Raw genomic sequence first — 25,782 nt, forward strand, 5'->3', positions numbered from 1 at the left:
AATTCCGTACGCGATACGGAATCTAAATAAAACAACACATAGGTATGAGCAACACTTCAATTGAATTAAAAATTGAAAACAATATTGCGTACATTTCGCTAAACCGACCAGAAGTGTTTAATAGCTTCAATCGCGAAATGGCGTTACGTCTTCAACAAGTATTTGATGACTGTGAAACTAACAAAGAGGTTAGAGCAATCGTTCTAACGGGAAATGGTAAAGCTTTTTGTGCAGGTCAAGACCTTAAAGAAGTGACTTCGCCAGAATTAAACCCAGGCTTCAAAAAAATATTAGAAGAACACTACAATCCCATTATCACAAGAATTAGAACCATTAAAAAACCAATTATTGGAGCTATTAATGGTGTCGCGGCAGGAGCGGGAGCCAACATTGCTTTGGCTTGCGATGTGGTTGTAGCACACGAAAAAGTGAGTTTTATTCAAGCATTTAGCTTAATAGGATTGATTCCTGATAGTGCAGGAACGTTTTTTTTGCCTAGACTTATTGGGTTTCAAAAAGCATCTGCATTGGCGATGCTAGGCGATAAAGTATCTGCAGAAGAAGCCGAACGTTTGGGGATGATTTACAAAGTACTACCATTAGAAAATTTTGAAGAAGAAGTTAACAAACTGGCGTTGAAACTAGCCAATATGCCAACCTTAGCGTTAGGGAAGATAAAAGAAGCGTTTAACCAATCGTTGACGAATAGCTTGGAAGAACAATTAGCTTTAGAATCCAAATTACAAATAGAAGCTGCTCAAACCGAAGATTACAAAGAAGGTGTTTCGGCATTTGTAGAAAAACGAAAACCAGCATTTAAAGGAAGATAATTTTTTGATTGAAGATTAACGATTTAGGATATCAGATTTTAGATTATGAAAGCAAACGAACTTGAAATCAGACTTATTCAATTTGCAATAGATAGTATTGTAGTTTGCAAAAGTATTGATAAGTCATTTGCATCTGAACATTTAGCTAAACAGCTTATCAGGTCAGCAACATCATCAGCTTTAAATTATGGCGAAGCTAGAAGTGGTGAATCTACTAGAGATTTTCTTCATAAAATGAAAATTTGTTTAAAAGAACTTCGTGAATGTTTAATAAATATGAAAATTCAAAAAGGTGCAAAACTTATATCTGAAACTAATTTAATAGATAAGCTTATGAAAGAAAATGATGAGTTAATTTCAATTTTCGTTGCAAGTATAAAAACAGCCTCAAATAAATTAAAATAATAATTTTGGATATGTCAAATCAAAAATCTCCAATCTCCAATCTCCAATCTCCAATGCTTGTGGGAGTAATCGGATCTGGAACAATGGGAAGCGGTATTGCACAAGTAGCGGCAACTGCTGGTTGTTCTGTAAAATTATATGACACCAATCAAGCAGCTTTAGACAAAGCCAAAGCTAGCCTTGAAAAAATATTAAATCGTCTTATCGAAAAAGGACGTATTGATACTGAGGAGAAATCGAGAATTCAAAGTAACATTTCGTATGTAAATAGTTTGAAGGATTTAGCAAACTCAAATCTAACTATCGAAGCCATTATTGAAAACCTAGACATAAAAAAGAAGGTGTTTTCAGAATTGGAAAGCTATGTGTCAGACGATTGCATTATAGCTTCAAATACATCAAGCTTGTCCATTGCGTCTATCGCATCATCCTTGCATAAACCAGAACGTTGTGTGGGCATTCACTTTTTTAATCCAGCACCGTTAATGAAACTGGTTGAGGTTATTCCAGCCGTGCAAACCTCAAAAGCGGTTTTGGATAAATCAGTTGAGACAATTACGAGCTGGAAAAAAACGGTTGCCGTAGCCAAGGATACGCCTGGCTTTATTGTTAATCGTGTAGCACGTCCATTTTATGGAGAAGCTCTACGGATTTATGAAGAAGGCATCGCATCTTTTTCTGAGATTGATGCAGCTATGAAAGATATTGGAGGATTCAGAATGGGGCCTTTCGAATTGATGGATTTCATTGGGAACGATGTCAATTATACCGTAACCGAAACGGTGTTTACAGCCTTTTACTTCGATCCACGTTACAAGCCAAGTTTCACACAAAAACGCTTGAGTGAAGCTGGCTATTTAGGACGAAAATCAGGGAAAGGCTATTACGATTATGACGATAATGGTAAAAAAATAAGTACTTGTCATTCTGAACTTGATTCAGAATCTCATAAAGAACTGGCAGGAAGTATTTTCAACCGTGTTTTAGTTATGCTCATAAACGAAGCAGCAGACGCCTTGTTTTTAAATATCGCTTCTGCTGAAGACATTGATAATGCTATGACCAAAGGTGTTAACTACCCAAAAGGATTATTAGCTTGGGCTGATGAAAAAGGAATAGAATGGTGTGTGACGAAAATGGAGGAACTTTACAACGAATATCACGAAGATCGTTACCGTTGTAGCCCATTATTACGAAAAATGAATAAAGACAATAGAACGTTTTACTAACTAAACCGAGCCGACTATGAACACAACACTAAGAAGTATTCTCGCTATCATAGCAGGAATAGTTATTGGGGGAATAGTAAATATGGGAATTATCACCATTAGTGGTTCCATTATACCACCACCAGAAGGTGCCGATTTATCTACCGCCGAAGGCATAAAAGCAGCAGCAGATTTATTGGAAGCTAAACATTACATTATGCCATTTTTGGCACACGCCATAGGGACGTTGGTAGGTGCATTGATTACAGCAAAAATAGTCACGAAAAGCAAATTTGCTTATGCAATGTTTATAGGAGTATTCTTTTTATTAGGAGGTATTTCAGCAGCATTTATGATTCCAGCGCCAACGTGGTTTATCATTTTGGATTTGGCAGCAGCCTATATTCCAATGGCTTGGTTAGGTTATAAATTAGTAGAAAAAAATAATAGATTTTGAAAGGCGAACAAATTCCACATAAAATGCTATCACTAGACCCATTTAGTACGTGGTTGGGTATTGAAATTTTAGAATGTGAAATAGGTCGTTGTCGTGTGGCAATGACAGTTCGCAAGGAAATGCTCAATAGTATGGGGAAAGCACATGGCGGCATTAGTTATGCTTTGGCAGACACCGCTTTCGGGTTTGCCGCCAATACGCACGGTAAATTTGCAGTTTCCATAGAAACGAGTATTAATCACATTGAAGCATTAGAAGAAGGCGATTATTTAGTAGCCGAATCGGTTATAGAAAACGTAAAAAACAAACTAGGATTTAATATCATAGAAGTAAAACGAGGCGATGAACTTGTAGCACTTTTTAAGGGCGTGGTTTATCGTACACAAAAAGATTGGGAGTAAAAGAAAATATTTGTCATTCTGAACTTGATTCAGGATCTTAAAAAATAAAGAAAAACAAACGTAAGAAGTTCGATTTCAATTTCGGCTTCGATTTCAAAATAATATGGAAGCATACATTATAGACGGCATAAGAACACCAATAGGAAATTACAAAGGAACTTTATCTGCTGTACGGACAGACGATTTAGGAGCCTTAGTCATTAAAGAAATTGTAAAACGAAATCCAAACATTCCAAAAGAGGCCTATGACGATGTTATTATGGGCTGTGCCAATCAGGCAGGCGAAGACAACCGTAATGTCGCTAGAATGTGCGCATTGTTAGCAGGGTTACCTTTTACGGTGCCGGGCGAAACAGTCAACAGATTGTGTAGCTCGGGCTTATCAGCAATTATTCACGCCAATCGAGCGATAAAAGCAGGCGATGGCGATCTGTTTATATCTGGAGGCGTTGAAAATATGACTCGCGGCCCTTATGTGGTAGCGAAACCATCAAGCGCATTTGGTAACGATTCCAAAATGTATGATAGTAGTTTTGGATGGCGATTTGTCAATCCAAAAATGCACGAGATGTACGGCACGGATGGTATGGGAGTAACTGCCGAGAATTTAGTTGATAAATATAATATCTCACGTGAAGATCAAGATGCTTTTGCCTATTGGAGCCAGATGAAAGCTACCAAAGCACAAGAAAATGGACGTTTGGAAAGAGAAATTATTTCGGTTGAAATTCCACAACGTAAAAAAGATCCAATCATCTTTTCAAAAGATGAATTTGTAAAACCAAGAACCACAAAAGAAATTTTAGCAAGACTTCGTCCAGCTTTTAAAAAAGAAGGCGGAAGTGTGACGGCAGGAAATTCATCAGGATTAAATGATGGTGCAGCAGCAACAATCATAGCTTCAGAAGAAGCGGTTAAAAAATATAACCTAAAACCAATGGCGCGAATAGTAAGTTCGGCCGTAGTTGGTGTCGAGCCACGAATTATGGGTATTGGTCCTGTGGAAGCGTCTAATAAAGCGTTAGCAAAAGCAGGGTTGACAATGGACGATATGGATGTTATTGAGCTTAACGAAGCCTTTGCCGCACAAGCATTGGCGTGTACTAGAGCTTGGGGATTGGCAGATGATGATTCAAGATTAAACCCTAACGGAGGTTCTATTGCAATCGGGCATCCGCTTGGAGTTACAGGAGCAAGAATTACGTATTCAGCGGCTTTAGAGTTGAAAGAACAAAATAAACGGTATGCTTTGGTAACGATGTGTGTAGGCGTGGGCCAAGGATATGCTGCGGTAATTGAAAATGTAAATAAATAATGATTTGTCATTCCGCACTTGAAGCGGAATCTACTATAAAGTTTTAAGTATGAACAAAACACAACATTACATACAAGGTCAGTGGATAGACGGAAAAGGAGAAGGAACGCCCATCCTAGACTCGGTAACAGGCGAGCATTTTACAAACGTCACCACCGAAGGTTTGGATATTCCTGAAATCCTTCAATATGGAAGAGTAAAAGGTGATGCCCTTAGAAAAATGACCTTTCAAGAACGTGGATTAATGCTTAAAAAATTAGCATTTTATCTTCAAAAGAAAAAAAGAGATTTTTACGAAGTAAGCTACCGTACTGGTGCCACTAAAATTGATAGTTGGATAGATATTGAAGGTGGTTTTGGAAACCTGTTTTCTAACGCATCACTACGAAAACTATTCCCTAATCAACCCTTTCATGTCGAAGGAGAACCTATCGATTTATCACGAGGAGGACGCTTTATGGCACATCATATTATGGTGCCTCGCGAAGGTGTGGCTGTTCACATTAATGCCTTTAATTTTCCCGTTTGGGGAATGTTGGAAAAGTGTGCTGTTAATTGGATGGCTGGAATGCCAGCAGTGGTTTTACCAGCGCCGCAAACAGCTTATTTAACCGAGGCTGTTGTAAAAGAAATTATAGCTTCAGGAATTCTTCCAGAAGGTGCTTTGCAACTAATTAGTGGTACGGCAAAAACCATTTTAGATACGGTACAGTCGCAAGATGTAGTGACCTTTACCGGTTCTGCATCCACCGGGAAGTTGCTTAAAAACCACCCGCAGATTTTAGCAGAATCGGTTCCGTTTACTATGGAAGCCGATTCTTTGAATGCCTCAATTTTAGGGGAAGATGCCATCCCTGGAACGCCAGAATTCGACTTGTTTATAAAGGAAGTTAGAAATGAAATGACCGTGAAGTGTGGTCAAAAATGTACGGCAATTCGTCGTATTATTGTTCCGGAAAATCTTATTGAAGATGTACAAATAGCTTTAGGGAAGCAATTAGATAAAGTTACTATTGGCGATCCGCGATTAAAAGAAGTTAGAATGGGCGCTTTGGTAAACGATGCGCAACGTAATTCGGTAAAAGAACAAATTGAAAAAATCGCAAAAACAGCCGATATTGTTTATGGTGATTTTGATGCCGCCAAAACTATTGGTGCCGATGCAAAAAAAGGCGCATTTATAAAACCTATTTTACTTCGTGAGGATGATCCGTTTAAAAACGAAGCGGCTCACATTACCGAAGCCTTTGGTCCTGTAAGTACTTTGATGCCTTATAAAACATTGGATGATGCTATTAAGTTATCGAAAATGGGTAAAGGCTCTTTGGTGAGTTCCATTGTTACTAATGACGATACGATCGCACGAGATTATACTATTTCGGCAGCAACACACCACGGTAGAATTTTAGTGTTGAATAGAGAAAATGCTAAAGAAAGTACAGGTCACGGTTCACCATTACCAAATCTAATTCATGGTGGTCCAGGACGTGCTGGTGGCGGCGAAGAAATGGGCGGTGTTCGTGGTATTAAACATTATTTACAACGTTGCGCCATACAAGGTTCGCCAACAACACTAACCGAAATTACAGGCATTTACCAGCCAAAGTCAGCTTATAAAGAATCACCAAAGCATCCGTTTGCGTATCACTGGGAAGATATTCAGCCTGGTATGTCGTTAGAAACGCATAAGCGAACATTAACCGATACCGATGTTATCAATTTTGCTAATCTCACGTGGGATCATTTTTATGCCCACACAGATATTACATCTTTAGATGGCAGTATTTTTGAGAAACGAACGGCACACGGTTATTTCATTATTTCGGCAGCAGCAGGTTTGTTTGTATATCCTAACAAAGGTCCCGTAGCCGCTAATTATGGTTTGGATAGTATTCGATTTTTACGCCCATTATACCATAACGACACCATTTATGTGCGATTAACATGTAAGGAAAAAGTGGATCGTGAACAAAAAGGAACCGAACACCCTTCAGGTATTGTAAAATGGTATGTTGAGGTGTTTGATACGGATCCTGATGAAGACCAAGAAGCATTGGTAGCCATTGCAACTATTTTAACAATGGTTCAGAAAAAACAAGAGACTTTTGTGGAAATGACCGATAAAAAAATTGATGAGTGTCTTTCCAAACTAACCGCAGATGCCAAACCAAAATGGGGTATTATGACGCCACAGCATATGATTGAGCATTTGGAGTACACCTATAAAATTGCGTCTGGCGAGATTCAGGATTTTGAAATCGCCACACCAGAAAAGATTTTAGATAAAGTACACGCCAGTTTGTATGATTATAAGAAGTTTCCTCAGAACGCACAATTCCCAAATCTTGAAAAAGATAAATTAGAAGATCTAAAATATCCAGATTTGGAAACAGCTATTGAAAAGTTTAAAGTACAACGTGAAAAATACATCACATTTTTCAAGGAAAATCCAGAGGCTAAATTGAAGAATTTGGTTTTTGGTGAATTGAACCGTTACGAATCATACCTATTGGAAAGAAAACATTTAAATCATCATTTTGAACAATTTGGATTAATATAATTATGTCAGAACAACAACCTTACGTAAAGTTAGAAATAGAAAACCAAGTAGGATATATCGAGTTTTTTCATCCTGCACATAATTCCTTGCCAGGGAACATTCTGGCTGAACTAGCACAGACTATCACAGATGCTGGCAATAACGACGACATTAAAGTCATCGTTCTTAAAAGTGGAGGAGATAGAACATTTTGTGCTGGAGCAAGTTTTAATGAGCTTATCAATATCAATGACGAAGCCACAGGAAAAGTATTCTTTTCAGGATTTGCCAATGTGATAAATGCGATGCGTAAATGTCCAAAATTCATTATTGGTCGCGTTCAAGGGAAAACTGTTGGAGGCGGTGTTGGACTTGCTTCAGCAACCGATTATTGTATGGCAACAAAATTTGCAGCCATTAAATTAAGCGAACTCAATATAGGTATTGGGCCTTTTGTAGTTGGACCAGCAGTACAGCGCAAATTAGGATTAAGTGGAATGTCACAAATAGCCATAGATGCCAACACCTTTTATCCAGCTGATTGGGCAAAACAAAAAGGGCTATTCACACAAGTGTTCGAAACCACAGAGGAATTGGATGAAGCAGTAAAAGCCTTTGCACAAAACCTTTGCAGTTACAACCCAGAAGCCATGAAGGAAATGAAAACAATGTTTTGGAAAGGTACAGAAGATTGGGATGCACTTTTAGCAGAACGCGCCATAATTAGTGGCCGATTGGTATTGAGTGAATTTACAAAGGAAACCTTAAAACGATTTAAATAGTGGTTTACGCATTCCAAGGCTACATACCCGTTGTTCACGAAAGCAGTTTCGTACATCCATTGGCAGCAGTCACGGGCAATGTTATTATTGGCAAAAACTGTTACATAGGTCCGGGAGCAGCCATTCGTGGCGATTGGGGTCAGATTATTTTGGAGGACGGTGTTAATGTTCAAGAAAATTGTACGGTACATATGTTTCCTGGAAAATCAATTACCTTAAAAGAGAGTGCGCACGTTGGACACGGAGCCATAATTCACGGAGCCAATTTGGGTCGTAATTGCCTAATTGGGATGAATTCTGTGATTATGGATGATGCCGAAATTGGTGATGAAAGTATTGTAGGCGCAATGGCTTTCGTAAAAGCCGAAACTAAAATCCCATCGCGTAGTTTGGTGGTTGGTAATCCAGCAAAAGTCATCAAGCAAGTTACAGACGAGATGATTGCTTGGAAAACCAAAGGCACACAATTATATCAACAATTACCAGAAGACTGTCACGACACCTTACGTGAAGTTGAGCCGCTTCGTGAAGTGCCGAAGGATAGAATAGTACAAGAAAATACGTATGAAACATTACGTGACTTTATGAAGAAATAAACTAACAAACATTAGTTATTAAGAATGTCAAAATTCGAATTAAAAATGCCCAAAATGGGCGAGAGCATCACAGAAGGCACCATAATCAATTGGTTAGTCAATGAAGGCGATACCTTCGATGAGGGAGATATTTTATTAGAAGTCGCTACCGATAAAGTAGATAATGAAGTCCCAGCACCAGCATCAGGTACTTTGCTTGAAGCTAAGTTTCAAGCTAAAGATGTCGTTAAGGTTGGTGAAATTATTGCCATATTGGAAGTTTCTGAAAAAGCAAAATTATCAAAGAAAACCGATGTCATTCAGAGCGATAGCGAAGAACCTCAAAAATCTAAAAAACAACTTAAAAAGAAGCGTCCTTCCAAACCAAGTATAGTTGAGATGCCTCATTCAGTGTCTTCATCTTTTACGGTTTCAAATGAAGATAGATTTTTCTCGCCGTTGGTAATTTCAATCGCAAAACAGCACCATATCAGTTTTGAAGAATTAGCAAGAATTCCTGCAACGGGTAACGGAGGACGCTTGCGTAAAAGTGATGTCTTCAGCTATATCGAAGAAGGACGTCCATATCAGTTTGCGCAACCCGTGGCACAAGATCCAACGGCTTATCGTATTCCGCAGTTAGAATTTGATAAGGGCAAAGGTAAAATCATAGAAATGGATCGTATGCGCCAAATGATTGCCGATCATATGGTGTATTCCAAACACACGTCACCACACGTTACCGCTTATGTCGAAGCCGATTTAACCAATTTAGTTAACTGGCGAAATGACAATAAAGTAAAGTTTCAAGAAAAATACGGCGAAAAACTAACTTTTACACCATTATTTGTAGAAGCTGTGGCTAAGGCGGTCAAAGATTTTCCTAATATCAATGCCTCAGTTGATGGTAATAATATCATTGTCAAAGAGGATATCAATATAGGTATGGCAACTGCTTTACCAAGTGGAAACCTAATCGTTCCAGTTGTAAAAAATGCCGATACCAAAGATCTAAAAACCTTAGCTGAAAATGTAAATAAACTAGCCGGAAAAGCCAGAGAAAATAAGTTAGGCGGCGACGATATAAAAGGAAGTACATTCACCATATCCAATGTGGGGACTTTTGGTAGTGTTATGGGGACACCTATTATCAACCAGCCAGAAGTAGCCATTCTAGCCTTAGGGATTATTAAAAAACGCCCAGAAGTTATCCAAACCGAAAAAGGAGACGAAATTGCCATACGCAGTATGATGTACTTGTCATTGTCTTTCGATCATCGTGTTGTTGATGGTTATTTAGGTGGGAGTTTCGTGCGTCGCGTAGCCGATTATTTAGAACAATTTGATACCAATAGAAAAATATAATTAACTGTCATCCTGAACTTGTTTCAGGATCTCATCAATTTAAAGTTATGTCTTACAACATATCAATAAACAAAATAAAACAGTCAAACGTTGAAACTATCGATTTCAACAATATACCATTAGGAACCTCTTTCACAGATCATATGTTTATTTGTGATTATAAAGATGGTCAGTGGCAAAACCCAAGGATAGAGCCACTAGCATTAATTCCAACGCATCCAGCAGCAATGGCATTGCATTATGGTCAAGCCATTTTCGAAGGCATGAAAGCCACGGTAAATAACGACGGCACACCAATGCTATTTCGCGCCGATAAAAATGCGGCACGCTTAAATTTTAGCGCAGAAAGAATGGGAATGCCAAACGTACCAGAAGATTTGTTTGTAGAAGGGTTAAAACAACTCGTAGCAATGGATAAAGCTTGGATTCCACCACAAGATGGTAGCGCCTTGTATTTACGTCCGTTTATGTATGCCGACGAAGCTTTTATCGGGATGCGCGCTGCAACAAGCTATAAATTTATCATTATGGCATCGCCAGCAGGACCATTTTTTAGTAAGCGTATCAATCTATGGGCAGAAAAGAAATATGTTCGTGCTGTTGATGGTGGTACAGGCGAAGCTAAAGCCGCCGGAAATTACGCAGCAGCGATTCGCCCAACCGAGTTGGCAAAAGCCAAAGGATACGATCAAGTGTTGTGGTTAGATGCTGCAGAACACGAGTATATTCAAGAAGTGGGAACAATGAATATCTTCTTTAAAATAGATGGGAAGTTTATTACTCCAAAGCGCGATGGTGCAATTCTCGACGGCATTACCAGAATGAGCGTTATCGATATTTTAAAAGATAAAGGTTTTGAAGTTATAGAACGCCCAATTACATTAACCGAAATTCGCGAAGCTTCAGAAAAAGGTATTCTAGAAGAAGCTTTTGGAACAGGAACGGCAGTTGGGATTGCATACATTCAAAGTATCGGTACAGAAAATGGCGACATTCACGTTTCTGATGAAAGCCCGGTAGGATTGGATGTCAACAAAACATTAAATGATATTAAAACTGGAAGAATTGAAGATAAATTTAACTGGATGATAAAGGTTGAAGAGTAATTCATTCCTGTGTAGGCAGGAATCTTTAAGCAGAAAGGGATAGTATAACAAAAAAAGATTCCCACTTTCGTGGGAAATAGTTATGAATAAAGACATATTAAAACAAGGATTCACCAATTTAGTAACCGCCAAAACAATGGCCGAGTTGTACGAAGCCAATTTTAAAGTAGTTTCAAAATATGTGCACGCCACATCACGTGGTCACGAGGCGATTCAGACCGCTTTAGGAATGCAGTTGTTGCCTCAAGATTATGCGTTTCCTTATTACAGAGACGATGCCATGTTATTAGCTTTTGGTATGACACCTTACGATTTAATGTTACAAGTATTAGCAAAAAAAGACGATCCGTTTTCGGGTGGACGTACCTATTATTCGCATCCAAGTTTAAAAGATGCGGACAAGCCAAAAATTCCACATCAATCTTCGGCAACAGGTATGCAAGCCATCCCAGCAACAGGTGTGGCAAAGGGAATGCAATATTTGGAAAAGCAAGGACTTCAAAATTCAAATGTTGTTCAGAACGATAGTGAAGAATCTAAACTAAATCCAATCACCGTTTGTAGTTTGGGTGACGCATCAGTAACCGAAGGTGAAATTGCTGAGGCCTTTCAAATGGCAGCTTTAAAACAAATGCCAATTTTGTATTTAGTGCAGGATAATGGTTGGGATATTTCAGCAAACGAAGCAGAAACTAGAGCACAAAGTGCAGCAGAATACGCCCAAGGATTTCACGGTTTAGAAGCCATTTCTATAGATGGCGCTAACTTTATCGAAAGTTATGAAGCACTAGAAAAAGTGATTAAAATCATACGTGAAGAACGTCGTCCAATTTTAGTTCACGCTAAAGTACCGTTGTTAAACCATCATACGTCTGGTGTGAGAATGGAATGGTATCGTGATGACTTGGAAGAAGCCCAATCGCGTGATCCTTATCCAGTGCTTAAACAACAATTGCTAGACAATGGTTTCACACAAAAGGATATCGAAGACATCGAAACCGAAATCAAAACCGAAGTCGAAAAAGCGTATCAAAAAGCCTTAAAAGCTGAGGATCCAACTCCAGAAGATTTATTTACGCATGATTTTGCACCAACACCAATTACAGAAGAACAAGGCGAGCGTTCACCTAAAGGTGCCGAAAAAGTAGTTATGGTGGATTGTGCTTTATTTGCTGTTGAAGAGTTGATGAAGAAGCATCCTGAGTGTTTGTTGTACGGTCAAGATGTAGGAGGTAGACTTGGTGGTGTTTTTAGAGAAGCAGCCACATTAGCCCAAAAATTTGGTGACGATCGTGTGTTTAATACGCCCATTCAAGAGGCCTTTATTGTGGGTTCAACTGTTGGGATGAGTGCGGTTGGTTTAAAACCAATTGTTGAGGTACAGTTTGCCGATTATATTTGGCCAGGACTCAATCAATTATTTACAGAAGTGAGCAGAAGTTGCTACCTAAGTAATGGGAAATGGCCTGTAAGTATGATTTTACGCGTGCCAATTGGAGCTTATGGAAGTGGCGGACCTTACCATTCATCTTCTGTGGAAAGTGTGGTGACTAACATTAGAGGTGTTAAAATTGCTTACCCAAGTAATGGTGCCGATTTAAAAGGCTTAATGAAAGCTGCATACCACGATCCAAATCCTGTTGTGATTTTTGAGCATAAAGGCTTGTACTGGTCTAAAGTACCAGGAACACAAGGCGCAACCTCTGTAGAACCAGCTGAAGATTATGTGTTACCTTTTGGACAAGCTTGGGTGTTACAAGAAATCTGGAAGCAAGATGATGTAGAAACGTGTACTATTGTAACTTATGGAATGGGTGTGCATTGGGCCATGAATGCTTCAGAAGAGTTAGGCTTAAAAGATCAAATAGAAGTTATCGACTTGAGAACATTGTATCCGTTGGATGAAGACACGATTATGAAATCGGTTAAAAAAACAGGGAAATGTTTAGTGATAACTGAGGAGCCAAGTAATAATAGTTTTGCTAGAGCGTTATCAGGGAAAATACAAGAGGAGTGTTTTCGATATTTAGATGCGCCAGTAATGACTATTGGTAGTGAGAATATGCCAGCTATTCCATTGAATTCAACATTGGAGCAAACCATGATTCCATCTACAGAAAAGGTGAAAGTTAAGATTGAAGAGCTATTAAACTTTTAAAAAAACAATAATTTTTTAAAAAGCTTAATGTTAAAGTTTATTTTAAGATGAATATTTGTATATTTATCGAACTTTGTTTGAAAACTATTAATTAAATTAAATTATGAAAAAGTACTTATCACTTTTAAGTTTTATAGCGTTTCTTTTTATAGGAATGCAATCGTCTGTTGCTCAAGACAATGTGAGGGCTGAAGCTATTGCTAAAGAAAAAACATACAATCTACATCAATTAGTGGCATTATCAGGACAACAGCAGGGAGAAGTTTTTAAGGTATTAGTAAATGCTGAACAAAATTTAGCAGAATTAAATAAAATGAATAATTCTAATGCTATTAAAAGCGATGGAAGAGAGTCAATAAACAAGACCATTGATGCTGAATTGAAGAAAATATTGACAGAAGAGCAATATGTGACTTATAAGAAATCATTAGTAAAGGAAAAGAAAAAATAATTTCTTTTAAAATGACAAAATAAAAAGGCAGCTAATTAGCTGCCTTTTTTAATTTTAGTTATTCTTTAATTTCTGGAGGATATTTTGCTAAAATCTCTTTAACAAACTCGTTTATAATTTCAATTTTACTTTCTCTATTTTCAGAGAGATATCCAGTACCTTTACCTTGCCAAATAAGTTCTTTTCTTTCGGCATCGATTAAATCAATATATAAAATACCTTCGGTAGAGGTAGAAACAGTTGTATTATAATTATTCCAATACCAAGGACTCCAACCCCAACCATATCCGTAAGGGCCATTATTATTATACACATTGATTTCTTCTCTAGACTGCGTAAATATACTAACTAGTAAATCTGGATTTTCCGATTTTGAGAAACCTTTGGCTAAAAGCTCAGTTTCTATAGCTCTTAGTATTCTACGTTTGTCAAGATCGTTTATTTCTGCTTTGTCAATGCCAGCTTTATAAAAAGCAAACGATTTGTAAGTATCAAAATTGGCATTTTTGTCGTAATCTGAAACAACTTTTATAGAGCTGCAAGCAGATAGAACTATGGTACATAGTCCTATCATTAGATAAGAAGATACATTTTTCATAACGTTTTATTTTTAATTTACAGTTAAGATAATAAATTATCGTCAACTAAGTTTGGTATTGTAACTTTTAGATTCGGTTCATATTCCATGGCACGTTTAATAGCAAAAACGGCACCTTCATTTCTTGCCCAACTACGACGTGAAATACCATTGTTAACATCCCAGAAAAGCATTGATTTTAAACGTCTTTCAGCATCAGAACTACCATCAAGAACCATGCCGAATCCTCCGTTTATAACTTCGCCCCAGCCAACACCACCACCATTGTGAATGCTTACCCAAGTGGCGCCTCTAAAGCTGTCGCCAATCACGTTTTGAATAGCCATATCTGCTGTAAAGCGTGATCCATCATAAATATTACTTGTTTCTCGATAAGGCGAATCGGTACCCGAAACATCATGATGATCGCGCCCTAAAACAACATATCCAATGTCGCCTTTTGCAATAGCATCGTTAAAGGCTTTCGCAATTTTCATACGGCCTTCGGCATCAGCATATAGAATTCTGGCTTGCGAACCTACAACTAATTTGTTTTCTTGAGCGCCTTTTATCCATTGAATATTATCGGCCATTTGCTGTTGGATGTCTTTGGGTGAGTCTTTCTTAATCTCTTCTAAAACTTGGCAAGCAATGTCATCTGTTTTTTGAAGATCTTCTGGGTTTCCAGAGGTACAAACCCATCTAAATGGGCCAAAGCCATAATCAAAACACATGGGGCCCATGATATCTTGAACATAACTAGGGTATTTAAATTCGCGGCCTAATGTAGGATTTTCTGACATCACATTGGCCCCAGCTCTTGAGGCTTCCAGTAAGAAAGCGTTTCCGTAGTCAAAGAAGTATGTCTCTTTAGCTGTATGTTTGTTTATAGCATCTGCATGTCGACGTAAGCTTTGCTGAACTTTTTCTTTGAATAGTTCTGGGTTATTGGCCATCATTTTATTAGAAGCTTCAAAAGATTGGCCTGCTGGATAATAACCGCCAGCCCAAGGATTGTGAAGAGAGGTTTGATCACTTCCTAAATCAATTTGAATATTAGCTTCATCAAACTTTTCCCAAACATCTACTACATTACCCAAGTAGGCCAGAGAAATGGTTTCTTGTTTGTCTTTAGCTTGTTTTACACGTGATACTAAATCGTCTAAATCTGTAATTTTTTCATCTATCCAACCTTGATCTAGTCGTACTTGTGTGATTTTTGGGTTTACTTCGGCACAAACGGTTATACAACCTGCAATATTTCCTGCTTTTGGTTGCGCACCAGACATACCACCTAGTCCAGACGTTACAAAAATGTGACCTTTTGGTGATTTATTTATTTTTCTAAATCCATTTAAAACTGTAATAGTGGTACCATGAACAATACCTTGAGGGCCAATATACATATAACTTCCAGCTGTCATTTGCCCATATTGTGTTACGCCTAAAGCATTAAATTTTTCCCAATCATCAGGTTTGGAGTAATTAGGTATCATCATTCCGTTAGTTACAACTACCCTTGGAGCATCTTTATGAGAAGGAAACAAGCCCATTGGATGACCAGAATACATAACTAGTGTTTGTTCGTCTGTCATTTCGGCTAAATACTTCATCGTTAAAAGATATTGTGCCCAATTAGAAAATACTGCACCATTACCTCCATAAGTAATAAGTTCGTGTGGATGTTGTGCCACAGCATAGTCTAAATTATTTTGAATCATGAGCATAATTGCGGCAGCTTGTTTAGAATTTGCTGGGTAGTCTTCTATAGGTCGTGCATACATTTTATACTCTGGACGAAAACGGTACATGTATATACGGCCATAATTTTCTAGTTCTTCAGAAAATTCAGGTAATAAAGTTGCATGATGTTTAGGATCGAAGTAACGTAAAGCATTTTTTAAAGCTAGATTTTTTTCTTCTTTGGTAAGAATTTCTTTACGTTTTGGTGCGTGATTTATGGTACTGTCGTAAGGCTTAGTGTTTGGGAGTTCGTTAGGTATGCCTTGTAATATGTGTTCTTGAAATGTCATGTTTATTGTTTTATGATGATTATAGGTGTTTTTGTTAGTATGTATGAAGAAACAGCTATCCAATATGCTGCTTGGATATAACTAAAAACATCTAGGGATACCTAATATCAACACGATGATGCGTGTAGGCGACTTTATTGCGGTATGTCATGAAAAAAATATCCAAATTATTTTTTTTGAGTATTAGTTTTTTTATCAAACCCATAAGGGCAATGTCTGCAACCGCTTTCACAACAATAGCCACGTTTTAAGTGGTATTGTTCTGTAAAACAGCGATAGCCGTCAGACGTTAAATAATAATCGCCATCTTCAATAGGGATTCGTTTTTTTATCATGTTACAAAGATAACGTAAATTGGAGTGATTTTTGTAATGAGTTTGCTGTGATTATTTATTCAAAATATTTAGTACCCAAAGGGTTTATAGGAATTACTTTGTTTCCTTTTATTGTTTTAAAACATAGTATTAAGAGGACAAGTAAGACATTGATTAATCATGAAAAAATTCATTTAAAACAACAGCTAGAGCTTTCAATTATATTCTTTTACTTGTGGTATGTTGTTGAGTTTTTATATAGATGGGCAATACATAAGAATAGGCAACTTGCTTATAAACATATTTCGTTTGAGCGTGAAGCTTATGCTAATGAAAACAACCTTGACTATTTAAAGTCAAGGCCGTTGTGGAGATTTTTAATTTATCTATAAAAATAATTAATGCTTTAATATAACTTTTTTTCTTTTTTTTCGACCATTTTCTAATGCAACAACTACTATGTAAGCACCATCAGAAAATGTGTGGTTAATAGTAGTGCTATGATTAGTAATGTCGTTTTTATTGATAATTGGTCGTCCTAATAAATCGTAAACAGTAATAGTTTTTATAAGATGTTTATTAGATTTGATTGTAATAAACTGGTTATTTGGCGTCGTGATGATTATACTATTATCAAAAGAATTATTATTTGTATGCAACGTATTATAAGCATTGTATCTTAAAATAAACCTATCGTTAAGAGCTCCAATAGTGCCAGTAAAACTATAAGGTGATTCTTTTAAATTGTGAACAATGTTTAAATACATGTCTTCTAAGTAAATATTTTGAGAGTCTTCTACAAATTGCCCTTCCAACGTGTTAATTCCAATAGAGTAGTTATCGTTTTCAGTAAGGTACATGCCTAGAGGAATTGCGTCTTCTTGATTAAAAGGTAAAGCGCGTCCTTGAATAGAACATCTGTAATCATTATTTATGGAATAAAAACTCAGGTCTGTTGATTTTACTTCAATACCATCATAAAGACGATCAAATTCATTGGTGGCTCCTTCAATATAGCTAATTAATAAAGTATTGGCCATATTGTTTGAGTTGGCCAAATCAAGCCAAACTCTGTGACGTTCTATAGACGTTGACTGGGAGTTAGAATTAGTATTATTTTCCCTAAAAAAAGTGTTGTTATTATATTCTGTAGAATATTGTCTCATGCTATTATTAAATGTTACTGTAGAACTTAATGGAGCACTGTGGTTTGCTAAAACAAAGAACCCTTGCCCAGAGGCAATATGTAAATCATCAATACCTGGAGGAATTGATCCAGAGCTATTGTATTCTACATAATTAGAAGGATCATAGTTCAAATTATAATCTTCGTAAAAGGGATCTACTATGGTATTAGGTAAAGAGCTATGTTGCCACAAATAAACAGTGCCATCAATATTGGTGTTAAGCGATAAAAAGGTATCGGCAGAAATTGCTGAAGGATATGGATTGCCAATTAAATTCCAGTTATCATCATCATTATAAGCAAGTGTTCCTGTAGAGCTATTACCTTGATATCCGGGGTCTCCCGTAACGTTATATCCTCCGTGAAACACATTTTTAATCACCTCTCCATTGTTTGGTGTGCCAGAAAATAAAGCTGTATTGTTTGTGACGGGAATTGATATAATTGGATTTAAAGTGTTGGAAATACTAGTAGGTGTGCCAGAAAGACCTCTAATAATATATCCTTGGCCATTAACCATGTTTCCAGTAGCATTATACCAATACCCATGATTGCCTGTTCCAAAACCCGTTACAGTAGGTTCCCACTCGAAAATAAGTCCGCTATTGGTGCCTGGAGAAACAGCTCCAATATCAAAATTACTAACTGGGCTAGACCAATATACGTATTCTAAGTTACTTACTGTAGAAAAGTCAGTGTTAGGAGCACGTTGTACATAGATGTTTCCACTATTAAGGTTGACGTCATCTATTTGAATTAGGCTAGCATTGTTCTTTAAGTTAAATATGGCATTACCTTGAACATCGACCCATTCCTTAATGGTAAGTTCGGTATTGTTATCTAGTTCAAGAAGTGCATTATCTTTTAGGGTTAAATTTAAGCCAAAGCCAGGTTGAGGAGGAATAGGTGTGCCAGGATACGTTAATATAGGAGTGTTTGGTGTGGTGGTATTATCAGGAATAATGATGCAATCATCAATGGTAGGTATTTCGTTTGGCGACCAATTAGCTGCAGTATTCCAATCGTTATCAACAGAGCCATTCCATACAATACAACAAGTTACTTCTGCTTCCCAGCCTGCTAATCCTAAAGAGCTATCACTGGTAAATACAAATGTTAAACATCCGGTTGGATTAGTTGATGTTATGGATTGTCCTGTTAAATCTGCAGTACCATCACTAGCGTTTTGCCAACAAAACCCATCTGTTCCTATACCCAAACCTAAACTGGCAGGTGTAATTTGTGGTGCTGTAGCATCTGATCCATCATAAATTCTAAGGTTATCGTAACAAGAGTTTGTTCCTGCACCTTCTACAAGGAAGCTTAAGAATTCAACGGTAACTGAGCTTCCAGATATATCTGGACAAATAGTAATGGTTTCGTTTTCATAATTGCCGTAATCACCAGAAATACCTCCGGAATCGTAAAAATTAAGACCACAACCAGGTGGTGGTGGCGGACAATTAAGCTGAAAGTTTATATCGTTAGATTCGGTTGATTCTGTGTCCAGTCTAAAATAGTAAGTAATTCCTGCTGTTAATGAAAAGGATGGTGTAGAAACCGTTGTAGAGCTAGTAAGATGATCAATACAATCCCAGTTATTATCATCACAACCTAAACTAGCATCTTTATAATAATAATTAATATGGTTATCTAAAGAGGATAGACTACCTGATGTTGTAGCAGAAAACTGAGTAATACTATAATTTCCTGTTATGGTTGGGGTAAAAGAATATAAGGCTTCTTGTCCCTCGACATCCCATCCTCCGCAATCGTTAGATTCTAATGTGCCATTACCCGTGTTAAGAGATAGTGGTGTTGGTGTGTCGCAACTAAGAGGTATAATATTATCGCAAGGATCCTCTAAAGCTACAGTACAAATGTTGAACGATGAGCTTGTTCCTATATTGCTTGAATATGTAAACAACTGAACATAATAAGTGTTCCCTATGGTAAGACCTGATACTGAACTTCCAGAATCAGTGTCGGAGCAACTAAGACTAGTTAAAGAACCATTACAAGTTCCTTCGTAAATTATGTGATAAATATCTGTAGCGCCACCAGTATTACTTATTTGAATGTTATGAAACGCTGATGTAGCCACAAAGCTATACCATACATCGTCATTGTCTCCACTGGTAAGACAACTGGAATTAACAATTCCAGAGTCGGTTGCGTAGGCTGTAGTGCCGGAGGAGGTTGTACAATTACCTCCTGGGTCTACGGTGAGGGAGATAGCATTACAAGGGTCATCATTAGCTGGCGGTGGTGGTGATGTGCCTACACATATATCAAAAGTCGTTGTTTGTGAAGAATTACTATAACTATATACTTGAATGTAATAGGTTTCCCCCACTGTGAGTCCTGAGAGAGTAGAAGAATTTGGATCGCTACATTGCAGTAGGTTAGCAGTCGTAATTTCTGTGTTACAATTAGCTTCATTAATAGGGCCGTAAATGGCATGTACTAAATTAGTTGTAGAGCCGGATACATTAAGTAAGTCGATACTATGATATGTGTTTGAAGCTGTAAACTTAAACCAAACATCATCATCTGATGTGCCAGTACAGTCGTTTACACCAGAGTTTGTAGCAAAAGCTACCGTACCACTTGTTGTATTCGTGCAATTTAAGTCAGAATTAGTGGTTATTGTAAGTGCATTGGTGCAGTCATCATTTACAGGAGGTGTAGGAATGGATGAAGTTAGTTCTATATTGTCTATAGCGATAGGAGGGTTTCCTCCCAAGGAGCTATCGTTAAACCATTCAAAAACTAGTCTAAATGTAGTGCCTGCATAGGAAGGAGGCAGTGAATATGCATCGCTGGTCCAGCTAGGCTGTTCGCTAAAATCTCCACTAATCTGGATATGGCCTGTTGGAGCACTTCCTGTAGCAGCTATTTTAGTACCAAAAGTTGGTGTGTAACTTGTTGGAACCAACCAAATTTGCAAATGATCCCAAGTACTTTCGCCATCAACTATCCAATCAAAACTTAGGGTAATAAATTCTTCTCCTACAGGAACCATTATATCTTTATAAAGGTGTGAGGCATTTGTTACATTGTTTGTATAGGTGTGCGGCGGCGGTGTAGATGTGGTATTGTTAGTAATATATGCCGATCGAGCTCCACTAAAACCTGTAGTGGCTCCTGTATTACACGTCCATTGATTTGTTGTAGTTCCGGCAACATCACTACTGTTATTCCACCCGTTTGCGGCAAAGGTTGTGCCTGATTCAAATCCACCATTGCCAGTTGGGTCTATTAAAATAGTTTGCCCTGTTAGTGTTTGTGTTGATAAAATAAAATATAAATTTAAGATTAAAAGAAGGGATCCTCTTTTTTGTAAACAAACGTAGATTCTGTTTTTCATTTTAAAAATAATCGTTTTACCCTAACAATTGTTAGTTGATGAGCTTTTGTAAGTTGTTTTTAAGTTGTGTTTAGAAAACGTGACTAGAAAGCTTATTTTGAATTTCCTTTAGGAATTTGGGAGTTTCTTTGGTAATTTAGCAACGTTTTCAAGATTTGTAAATGTAATTTATTAAAGAAGTAGTTAGATTGAAAACGCTACTACAAAACTACTAAAACTATGTTTTTAAGCCACTTGGTTTTTGTGTTAAGTGCTATAGGGTTTATTCTATTTATTATTAGGAGTAAAAACCAAGAACCATTTGAGAAGTTCCTTACGTTCTTTTCGTTTTTGTTTTTCTCATCATCTGGTGTTTGGCTTTATTTAGATTACTACTCAGATTTGCCTTCGGTAATTTTAGATTATTATGGCGTTGTTAACGAAAATTTGGCTCTATTAACTCCCATATTTTGTGCGTCACTTTTTGGTAAGGCTATATCTACATCAGGAATTTTAAAACGTTTTGGTGTAATTTTTTTAATAGGACTCAGTTTTGCTTTTATTCACTATCTCATAGCTAGAGATGGTTCAAATAGTATGATATTTTATAATACCAATAAGAATATTTTAATAAATATTTGGATACAGATTGTTTATAACTTAACCTTATTTGGGGTGTTTTTATATTTTTTAAATAAAATAGAAATAACAAAAGGTAATGAGCTTTTTGATGGTGTGTATAAACAAGTGTTTAGTGTGCTTTTTATTGTGTATTACATACTCGATACACTGTTTTTTGTTGGTTTGATACTTATTTTTAACAATGTAGCTGGTATTAAGGCTTTATATCATTTAACACATGTATTTAATCTGATTATGACACTGTTAATTATTACTTTAGCTATATATACCAATTGGTTGTTTTTAATTACAAAAGTTAAAAGTAAATGGCAAAAGGAAGAGCCGAAAGAGGTTTTAAATGAGAAAAACCACAATATTTGGTGTTTAAAAGATGATGATGGAAAGGTTAAAAGTTGGAACGATTTTAAAACCTGCTATGTAGAAGAATATAAAGACCTAATATTGGTTGTAGAGCAATTAGATTTTTTAACTAAAACCGAAAAGCTATATGCTGCTTTACAGCCTTTTAATTTATCTCATAAAGATCTTGCTGCTAAGTTTAATGTGTCGTTAAGAACAATAGAAACCAATTTTTATAGACTTCGTGTAAAATTACGAAAACAGAACTATATAGAGGATTATCCATACAAAAGTAAAGAATGAAAGTGCTTTATACATTATACTAGGGCTTTATAACTACTTTTTGTGATTTTTGCATTCCATTTTTTAATGTAATGTTTATGATATAAGTGCCGTCAGAATGTGTGAAGTTTTTAATGGTCGTTTCTAAAACATTTAGATTATTATCCTCGAATATTTTCTTGCCTAACATGTCATAAATAGTTGCATTTGTAATAACACTTGATTTGGCGGTAACCTTAACATAATTATAATTAGGAGTTGCAATTATAATGTTGTCTTGACTTTCTTCAATATCATTAATAGATAATCTGTTATTTCTGTAACGTAATATAAACCGATCGTTAAATTCACCAGAATTGGTAGTGAAGTTGTATGGAGAAGATCTAAGATCGTGTAACGTGTTATTGTAGAGGTCTTCTAGATAAATAGTTTGGTTTGTGGTCTCAAATAATCCATCTAACGTATTTATAGCAATTTTATAACTTCCATTTTGTGCTGCGGTAAACCCTAAAGGAACAGTATCGTAATCTGAAAAAGGAAGTGTTCTGCCTTGAATCGCTAAAAAGTTTTCGTTTAAAATAGAATAAAACTTTGTCGAAGTAGCTGATAAAAAGTAACTGTCATAAAGATTATCAAGATTATTAGTAGCGTTTTCAATATATCCTATTAAAATAGATGAAGCTTTTTGACTAGGAGTAATTAAATCAACCCAAATACGATGTTTCTCTAAATGATTATTTTCACTAGTTCTGTAAAATTGATTATTATCATAAGGAGCAAAACCAGAATCTACACGCATATCATTATTAAATGTAATGGTTGAAGGAGAAGACTCGTTATGATTCATCAGAATAAAAAAGGCTTGTCCCGATGCTATGCTACCATTAAAACCAGGAGGGTTAGATCCTGTGCTATTATAGGCTATATAATCATTGGCATCATAGTTATACACGTAATCGGCATAAAATGGATCGCCAATAGCGTTGCTAGGCGCATTAAGATGTCTCCATAAGTAAACTGTTCCCGAAATAGGAGGTGTATTACCCGTAATAACAGTTGCGTTTGAAGCTATAAATTCATCGGCAGAAATGGCAGAAGGGTAAGGGTTTCCAACTAGATTCCAGTTGTCGTCTAATTCTGTTGCAATCGTACTTCCACCTCCTGGATAGTCTGGTCCTGTGTAATTACCATGACTTATTTGTTTGGTAATTTGTCCATTTCTCGCAGTTCCAATAAATTCGGTTGTATTGAGTGCAGGTGTAGAAGTTGGGTTGGTGCCTGAAATACCTCTAACAATATAGCCTTTTCCGGCAATCATGTTTTCCGATGCGTTTTGCCAAATACCATACGTATTAGTTGTGGAGGGAATCCATTCCCAAATATAGCTGTTACTTGTACCTGGCGAGATGTTATCTACACTAAAATTATCGGTGGGTGAAGCCCAGTAAATATAATCTTGATTCTCTACATTGGAAACTGTTCTTTGTACTTGAATATCTCCAGAATTAATGGCATTAGTTCCAGTATTGGTTATTTGTATTAGGTTTCCCCCATTTCTAACCAATAGCATCCCATTAGTATCAATATTAATCCAATCTGTAATCATGATGTTAGCATACTGCTGAATTTCTAAATACCCATTGTCTTGTACTGTAAGGTTTCTTCCGTAGCCAGGAATTGGTGGTATTGGTGTAGATCCAATAACAATAGGAGATCTGTTGTTTGTAGTAGTAACATCAGGAATAATAATACAGTCAGTATTGGTTGGTATACCATTAGGCGTCCAGTTATTGGCTTCATACCAATCGGTGTCTACAGAGCCGTTCCAAACTTTACCTATGGTATATTCAACAGGAGTTCTACTAGAAGGGGAATCTGGACAACTTCCCCAAAATGTATAAACACCAGGAGTGTTTGTGTCTGTTAGAGGTGAACCTGGTACTCCAACGGGATCAAATGATGCGCCAGAACCAATTGGGCTACCGCCAGTTTCACTAATATACCAATCAATATCTCTAGGAGGGCCAATAACATTCCATGTAAATGCCCCTGTATGAGTTGTACTGCCAAAAGAAAATACAGTAGTAACTAGGGTGTAAGTGATACCAGTAGTTAGGTTTGCTGTAATCAGAGGGTCTAAATCAGGACCATCATCATCATCGCCAGCTATGTAGCCAGCTGAACAAGTTCCAGGTGTGAAACCAGAAGCTGTTTCATAGATGTAACCCATAGCGTCAAAATATTCTGGTTGTGTTGGTGTTTCCATAGCAAAAACATAAGTGCCAGTTGTATTAACTGTAAAACTAACTGTTGTGTAATTAGCAGTATTTGTTGTTTCAAAACTACAAGGGTCGTTACTAGATATAAATATTTCAGGTTGTAGCGCAATAGGGTCTGTAGCAGCGTTTAAATTTCCTGTAATAGTATTTCCTATGCTAGTTTCACCTTGACAAGAGTAAGTTGAGGTTAAAGCTTGACTTGGATCTCCTGGGCATAAATTTACGCCATATAACCCGGGAGGTATTGGTGAAGAGGCACATATACCAAATGTACCTGAAGCATTGTTGCCATATTCCCAAAAACGGATATAGATAGTTTCACCAGGGGTTCTTCCTGTTATGGTAATAGAGGGCATTAATCCGTTTGCACTATCATCATCATCACATTCAATTAACGATAAGGAGCCACAGTCACCTGAATAAAGGGCTAAGCCGCCATCGGTTATTGCAGCAGACTCTGTGTCAATTGTTAATTCTCCAGTACTGTTAATTACGGTGGAAAACCAAATATCTCCTCCAGAATAGTTGGCACATCCTGGAGCTGGTATGCCTGAGCTAGAAGTAGCCGAAGTTGTGTCGAAAAAACTATATGTACATAAATTGCTTTGTGTTAGTGAAATAGCCCCAGAGCAATCATCGTTATTTGGTGGGCCAGGTAATTCCCTAATGCATATATAAAATGTGCCATTGTTGTTGTTGCCGTATTCCCAAAACCTAATGTATAATATTTCGCCTGGAATTGCTCCAATTTGTGTTATAGATGACATAAGCCCATTATTGCTACCATCATCATCACATTCAATTAAGGACAAAGAGCCACAATTACCAGAATAGAGAGCCATTCCACTATCTGTTATAGTATCAGAATTGCTGTCAATTGTAAAGTTGCCGCTTGTAGGAACCGTAAATGAAAACCATACATCGCCACCAGAGTAATTAGCGCATCCTGGATCAGGAATAGCAGAATTAGTAGCCCCTGTATTAGTGTATTGCGTAAAAGTACACCCTGAATTTACTGTTAATACAGCAGCAGTGGAGCAGTCATCTCCTTGAGAAAAGCTTTTAATGGTAAATGTTATAAATAATGCTAATAGTATGCTTTTTTTCATGTTGTATAGTTTTGAGGAATAGGTATGGTGTTATAAATCAAATGAATGTTTTGAATTTTTAGTTTTTTTGTGAAAATTGT

Annotated in this window: 19 protein-coding genes; 14 read left to right on the forward strand and 5 right to left on the reverse strand. The window is 36.9% G+C overall.

Annotation, left to right across the window (positions count from 1 at the left end; all coding sequences use genetic code 11):
• The first annotated feature begins 44 nt into the window (after window positions 1-44).
• The 13 genes from EJA19_RS09110 (at window position 45) to EJA19_RS09170 (ending at window position 13,592) form a co-directional block, all read left to right on the forward strand.
• Window positions 45-830: an enoyl-CoA hydratase-related protein gene (locus tag EJA19_RS09110; RefSeq protein ID WP_125468065.1), complete on the forward strand. Its 786-nt coding sequence runs from the start codon at window positions 45-47 to the stop codon at window positions 828-830.
• A 45-nt stretch (window positions 831-875) separates the two neighbouring features.
• Window positions 876-1,235 carry a four helix bundle protein gene (locus EJA19_RS09115; RefSeq protein WP_125468066.1) on the forward strand — a complete coding sequence of 120 codons (360 nt, stop codon included), beginning with the start codon at window positions 876-878 and terminating at the stop codon, window positions 1,233-1,235.
• A gap of 53 nt (window positions 1,236-1,288) precedes the next feature.
• Complete coding sequence (locus tag EJA19_RS09120; protein ID WP_125468354.1) at window positions 1,289-2,464, forward strand: 3-hydroxyacyl-CoA dehydrogenase NAD-binding domain-containing protein; 1,176 nt, start codon at window positions 1,289-1,291, stop codon at window positions 2,462-2,464.
• Window positions 2,465-2,480: 16 nt separating this feature from the next.
• Window positions 2,481-2,900, forward strand: coding sequence for a hypothetical protein (locus EJA19_RS09125; protein ID WP_125468067.1), 420 nt, complete (start codon window positions 2,481-2,483; stop codon window positions 2,898-2,900).
• A complete protein-coding gene (locus tag EJA19_RS09130; protein ID WP_125468068.1) occupies window positions 2,897-3,301 on the forward strand; it encodes a PaaI family thioesterase in 405 nt (134 codons plus the stop codon). The genes EJA19_RS09125 and EJA19_RS09130 overlap by 4 nt, the downstream gene beginning before the upstream one ends.
• 103 nt (window positions 3,302-3,404) lie before the next feature.
• Complete coding sequence (pcaF, locus tag EJA19_RS09135; RefSeq protein ID WP_125468069.1) at window positions 3,405-4,616, forward strand: 3-oxoadipyl-CoA thiolase; 1,212 nt, start codon at window positions 3,405-3,407, stop codon at window positions 4,614-4,616.
• Between the two features lie 49 nt (window positions 4,617-4,665).
• Window positions 4,666-7,176 carry a phenylacetic acid degradation bifunctional protein PaaZ gene (gene paaZ, locus EJA19_RS09140; RefSeq protein ID WP_125468070.1) on the forward strand — a complete coding sequence of 837 codons (2,511 nt, stop codon included), beginning with the start codon at window positions 4,666-4,668 and terminating at the stop codon, window positions 7,174-7,176.
• A 2-nt stretch (window positions 7,177-7,178) separates the two neighbouring features.
• Window positions 7,179-7,937 (forward strand): enoyl-CoA hydratase/isomerase family protein, encoded by a 759-nt coding sequence (locus EJA19_RS09145; RefSeq protein ID WP_125468071.1) that lies wholly within the window; start codon window positions 7,179-7,181, stop codon window positions 7,935-7,937.
• Window positions 7,937-8,533, forward strand: a complete 597-nt coding sequence (locus EJA19_RS09150; protein WP_125468072.1) for an acyltransferase — start codon at window positions 7,937-7,939, stop codon at window positions 8,531-8,533. The genes EJA19_RS09145 and EJA19_RS09150 overlap by 1 nt, the downstream gene beginning before the upstream one ends.
• Before the next feature lie 24 nt (window positions 8,534-8,557).
• Complete coding sequence (locus EJA19_RS09155) at window positions 8,558-9,877, forward strand: dihydrolipoamide acetyltransferase family protein (protein WP_125468073.1); 1,320 nt, start codon at window positions 8,558-8,560, stop codon at window positions 9,875-9,877.
• Between the two features lie 47 nt (window positions 9,878-9,924).
• A complete protein-coding gene (locus tag EJA19_RS09160; RefSeq protein WP_125468074.1) occupies window positions 9,925-10,983 on the forward strand; it encodes a branched-chain amino acid aminotransferase in 1,059 nt (352 codons plus the stop codon).
• An 82-nt stretch (window positions 10,984-11,065) separates the two neighbouring features.
• Entirely contained in the window at window positions 11,066-13,141 is a 2,076-nt protein-coding gene (locus EJA19_RS09165) for an alpha-ketoacid dehydrogenase subunit alpha/beta (protein ID WP_206075167.1), read from the forward strand.
• Window positions 13,142-13,244: 103 nt separating this feature from the next.
• Window positions 13,245-13,592, forward strand: a complete 348-nt coding sequence (locus EJA19_RS09170) for a hypothetical protein (RefSeq protein ID WP_125468076.1) — start codon at window positions 13,245-13,247, stop codon at window positions 13,590-13,592.
• 58 nt (window positions 13,593-13,650) lie between these two features.
• On the opposite strand, the gene EJA19_RS09175 is transcribed toward EJA19_RS09170, so the two are convergent.
• The 4 genes from EJA19_RS09175 to EJA19_RS09190 all read right to left on the reverse strand — a co-directional run bounded on the left by EJA19_RS09175 (window position 13,651) and on the right by EJA19_RS09190 (window position 21,072).
• Window positions 13,651-14,190 (reverse strand): DUF4136 domain-containing protein, encoded by a 540-nt coding sequence (locus EJA19_RS09175; protein ID WP_125468077.1) that lies wholly within the window; start codon window positions 14,188-14,190, stop codon window positions 13,651-13,653.
• A 23-nt stretch (window positions 14,191-14,213) separates the two neighbouring features.
• Entirely contained in the window at window positions 14,214-16,202 is a 1,989-nt protein-coding gene (locus EJA19_RS09180; RefSeq protein WP_125468078.1) for a urocanate hydratase, read from the reverse strand.
• A 167-nt stretch (window positions 16,203-16,369) separates the two neighbouring features.
• Window positions 16,370-16,537: a DUF5522 domain-containing protein gene (locus EJA19_RS12715; protein ID WP_158611376.1), complete on the reverse strand. Its 168-nt coding sequence runs from the start codon at window positions 16,535-16,537 to the stop codon at window positions 16,370-16,372.
• A gap of 377 nt (window positions 16,538-16,914) precedes the next feature.
• A complete protein-coding gene (locus EJA19_RS09190) occupies window positions 16,915-21,072 on the reverse strand; it encodes a T9SS sorting signal type C domain-containing protein (RefSeq protein ID WP_125468080.1) in 4,158 nt (1,385 codons plus the stop codon).
• Window positions 21,073-21,291: 219 nt separating this feature from the next.
• Between EJA19_RS09190 and EJA19_RS09195 the strand changes: the two genes are divergently transcribed.
• Window positions 21,292-22,335 (forward strand): hypothetical protein, encoded by a 1,044-nt coding sequence (locus EJA19_RS09195; RefSeq protein WP_125468081.1) that lies wholly within the window; start codon window positions 21,292-21,294, stop codon window positions 22,333-22,335.
• 19 nt (window positions 22,336-22,354) lie between these two features.
• Here EJA19_RS09195 and EJA19_RS09200 read toward each other — a convergent pair whose 3' ends face one another.
• Complete coding sequence (locus EJA19_RS09200) at window positions 22,355-25,702, reverse strand: T9SS sorting signal type C domain-containing protein (RefSeq protein ID WP_125468082.1); 3,348 nt, start codon at window positions 25,700-25,702, stop codon at window positions 22,355-22,357.
• Window positions 25,703-25,782 lie beyond the last annotated feature (80 nt).

Source organism: Mangrovimonas spongiae, from assembly GCF_003944795.1.
Lineage (GTDB): Bacteria > Bacteroidota > Bacteroidia > Flavobacteriales > Flavobacteriaceae > Mangrovimonas > Mangrovimonas spongiae.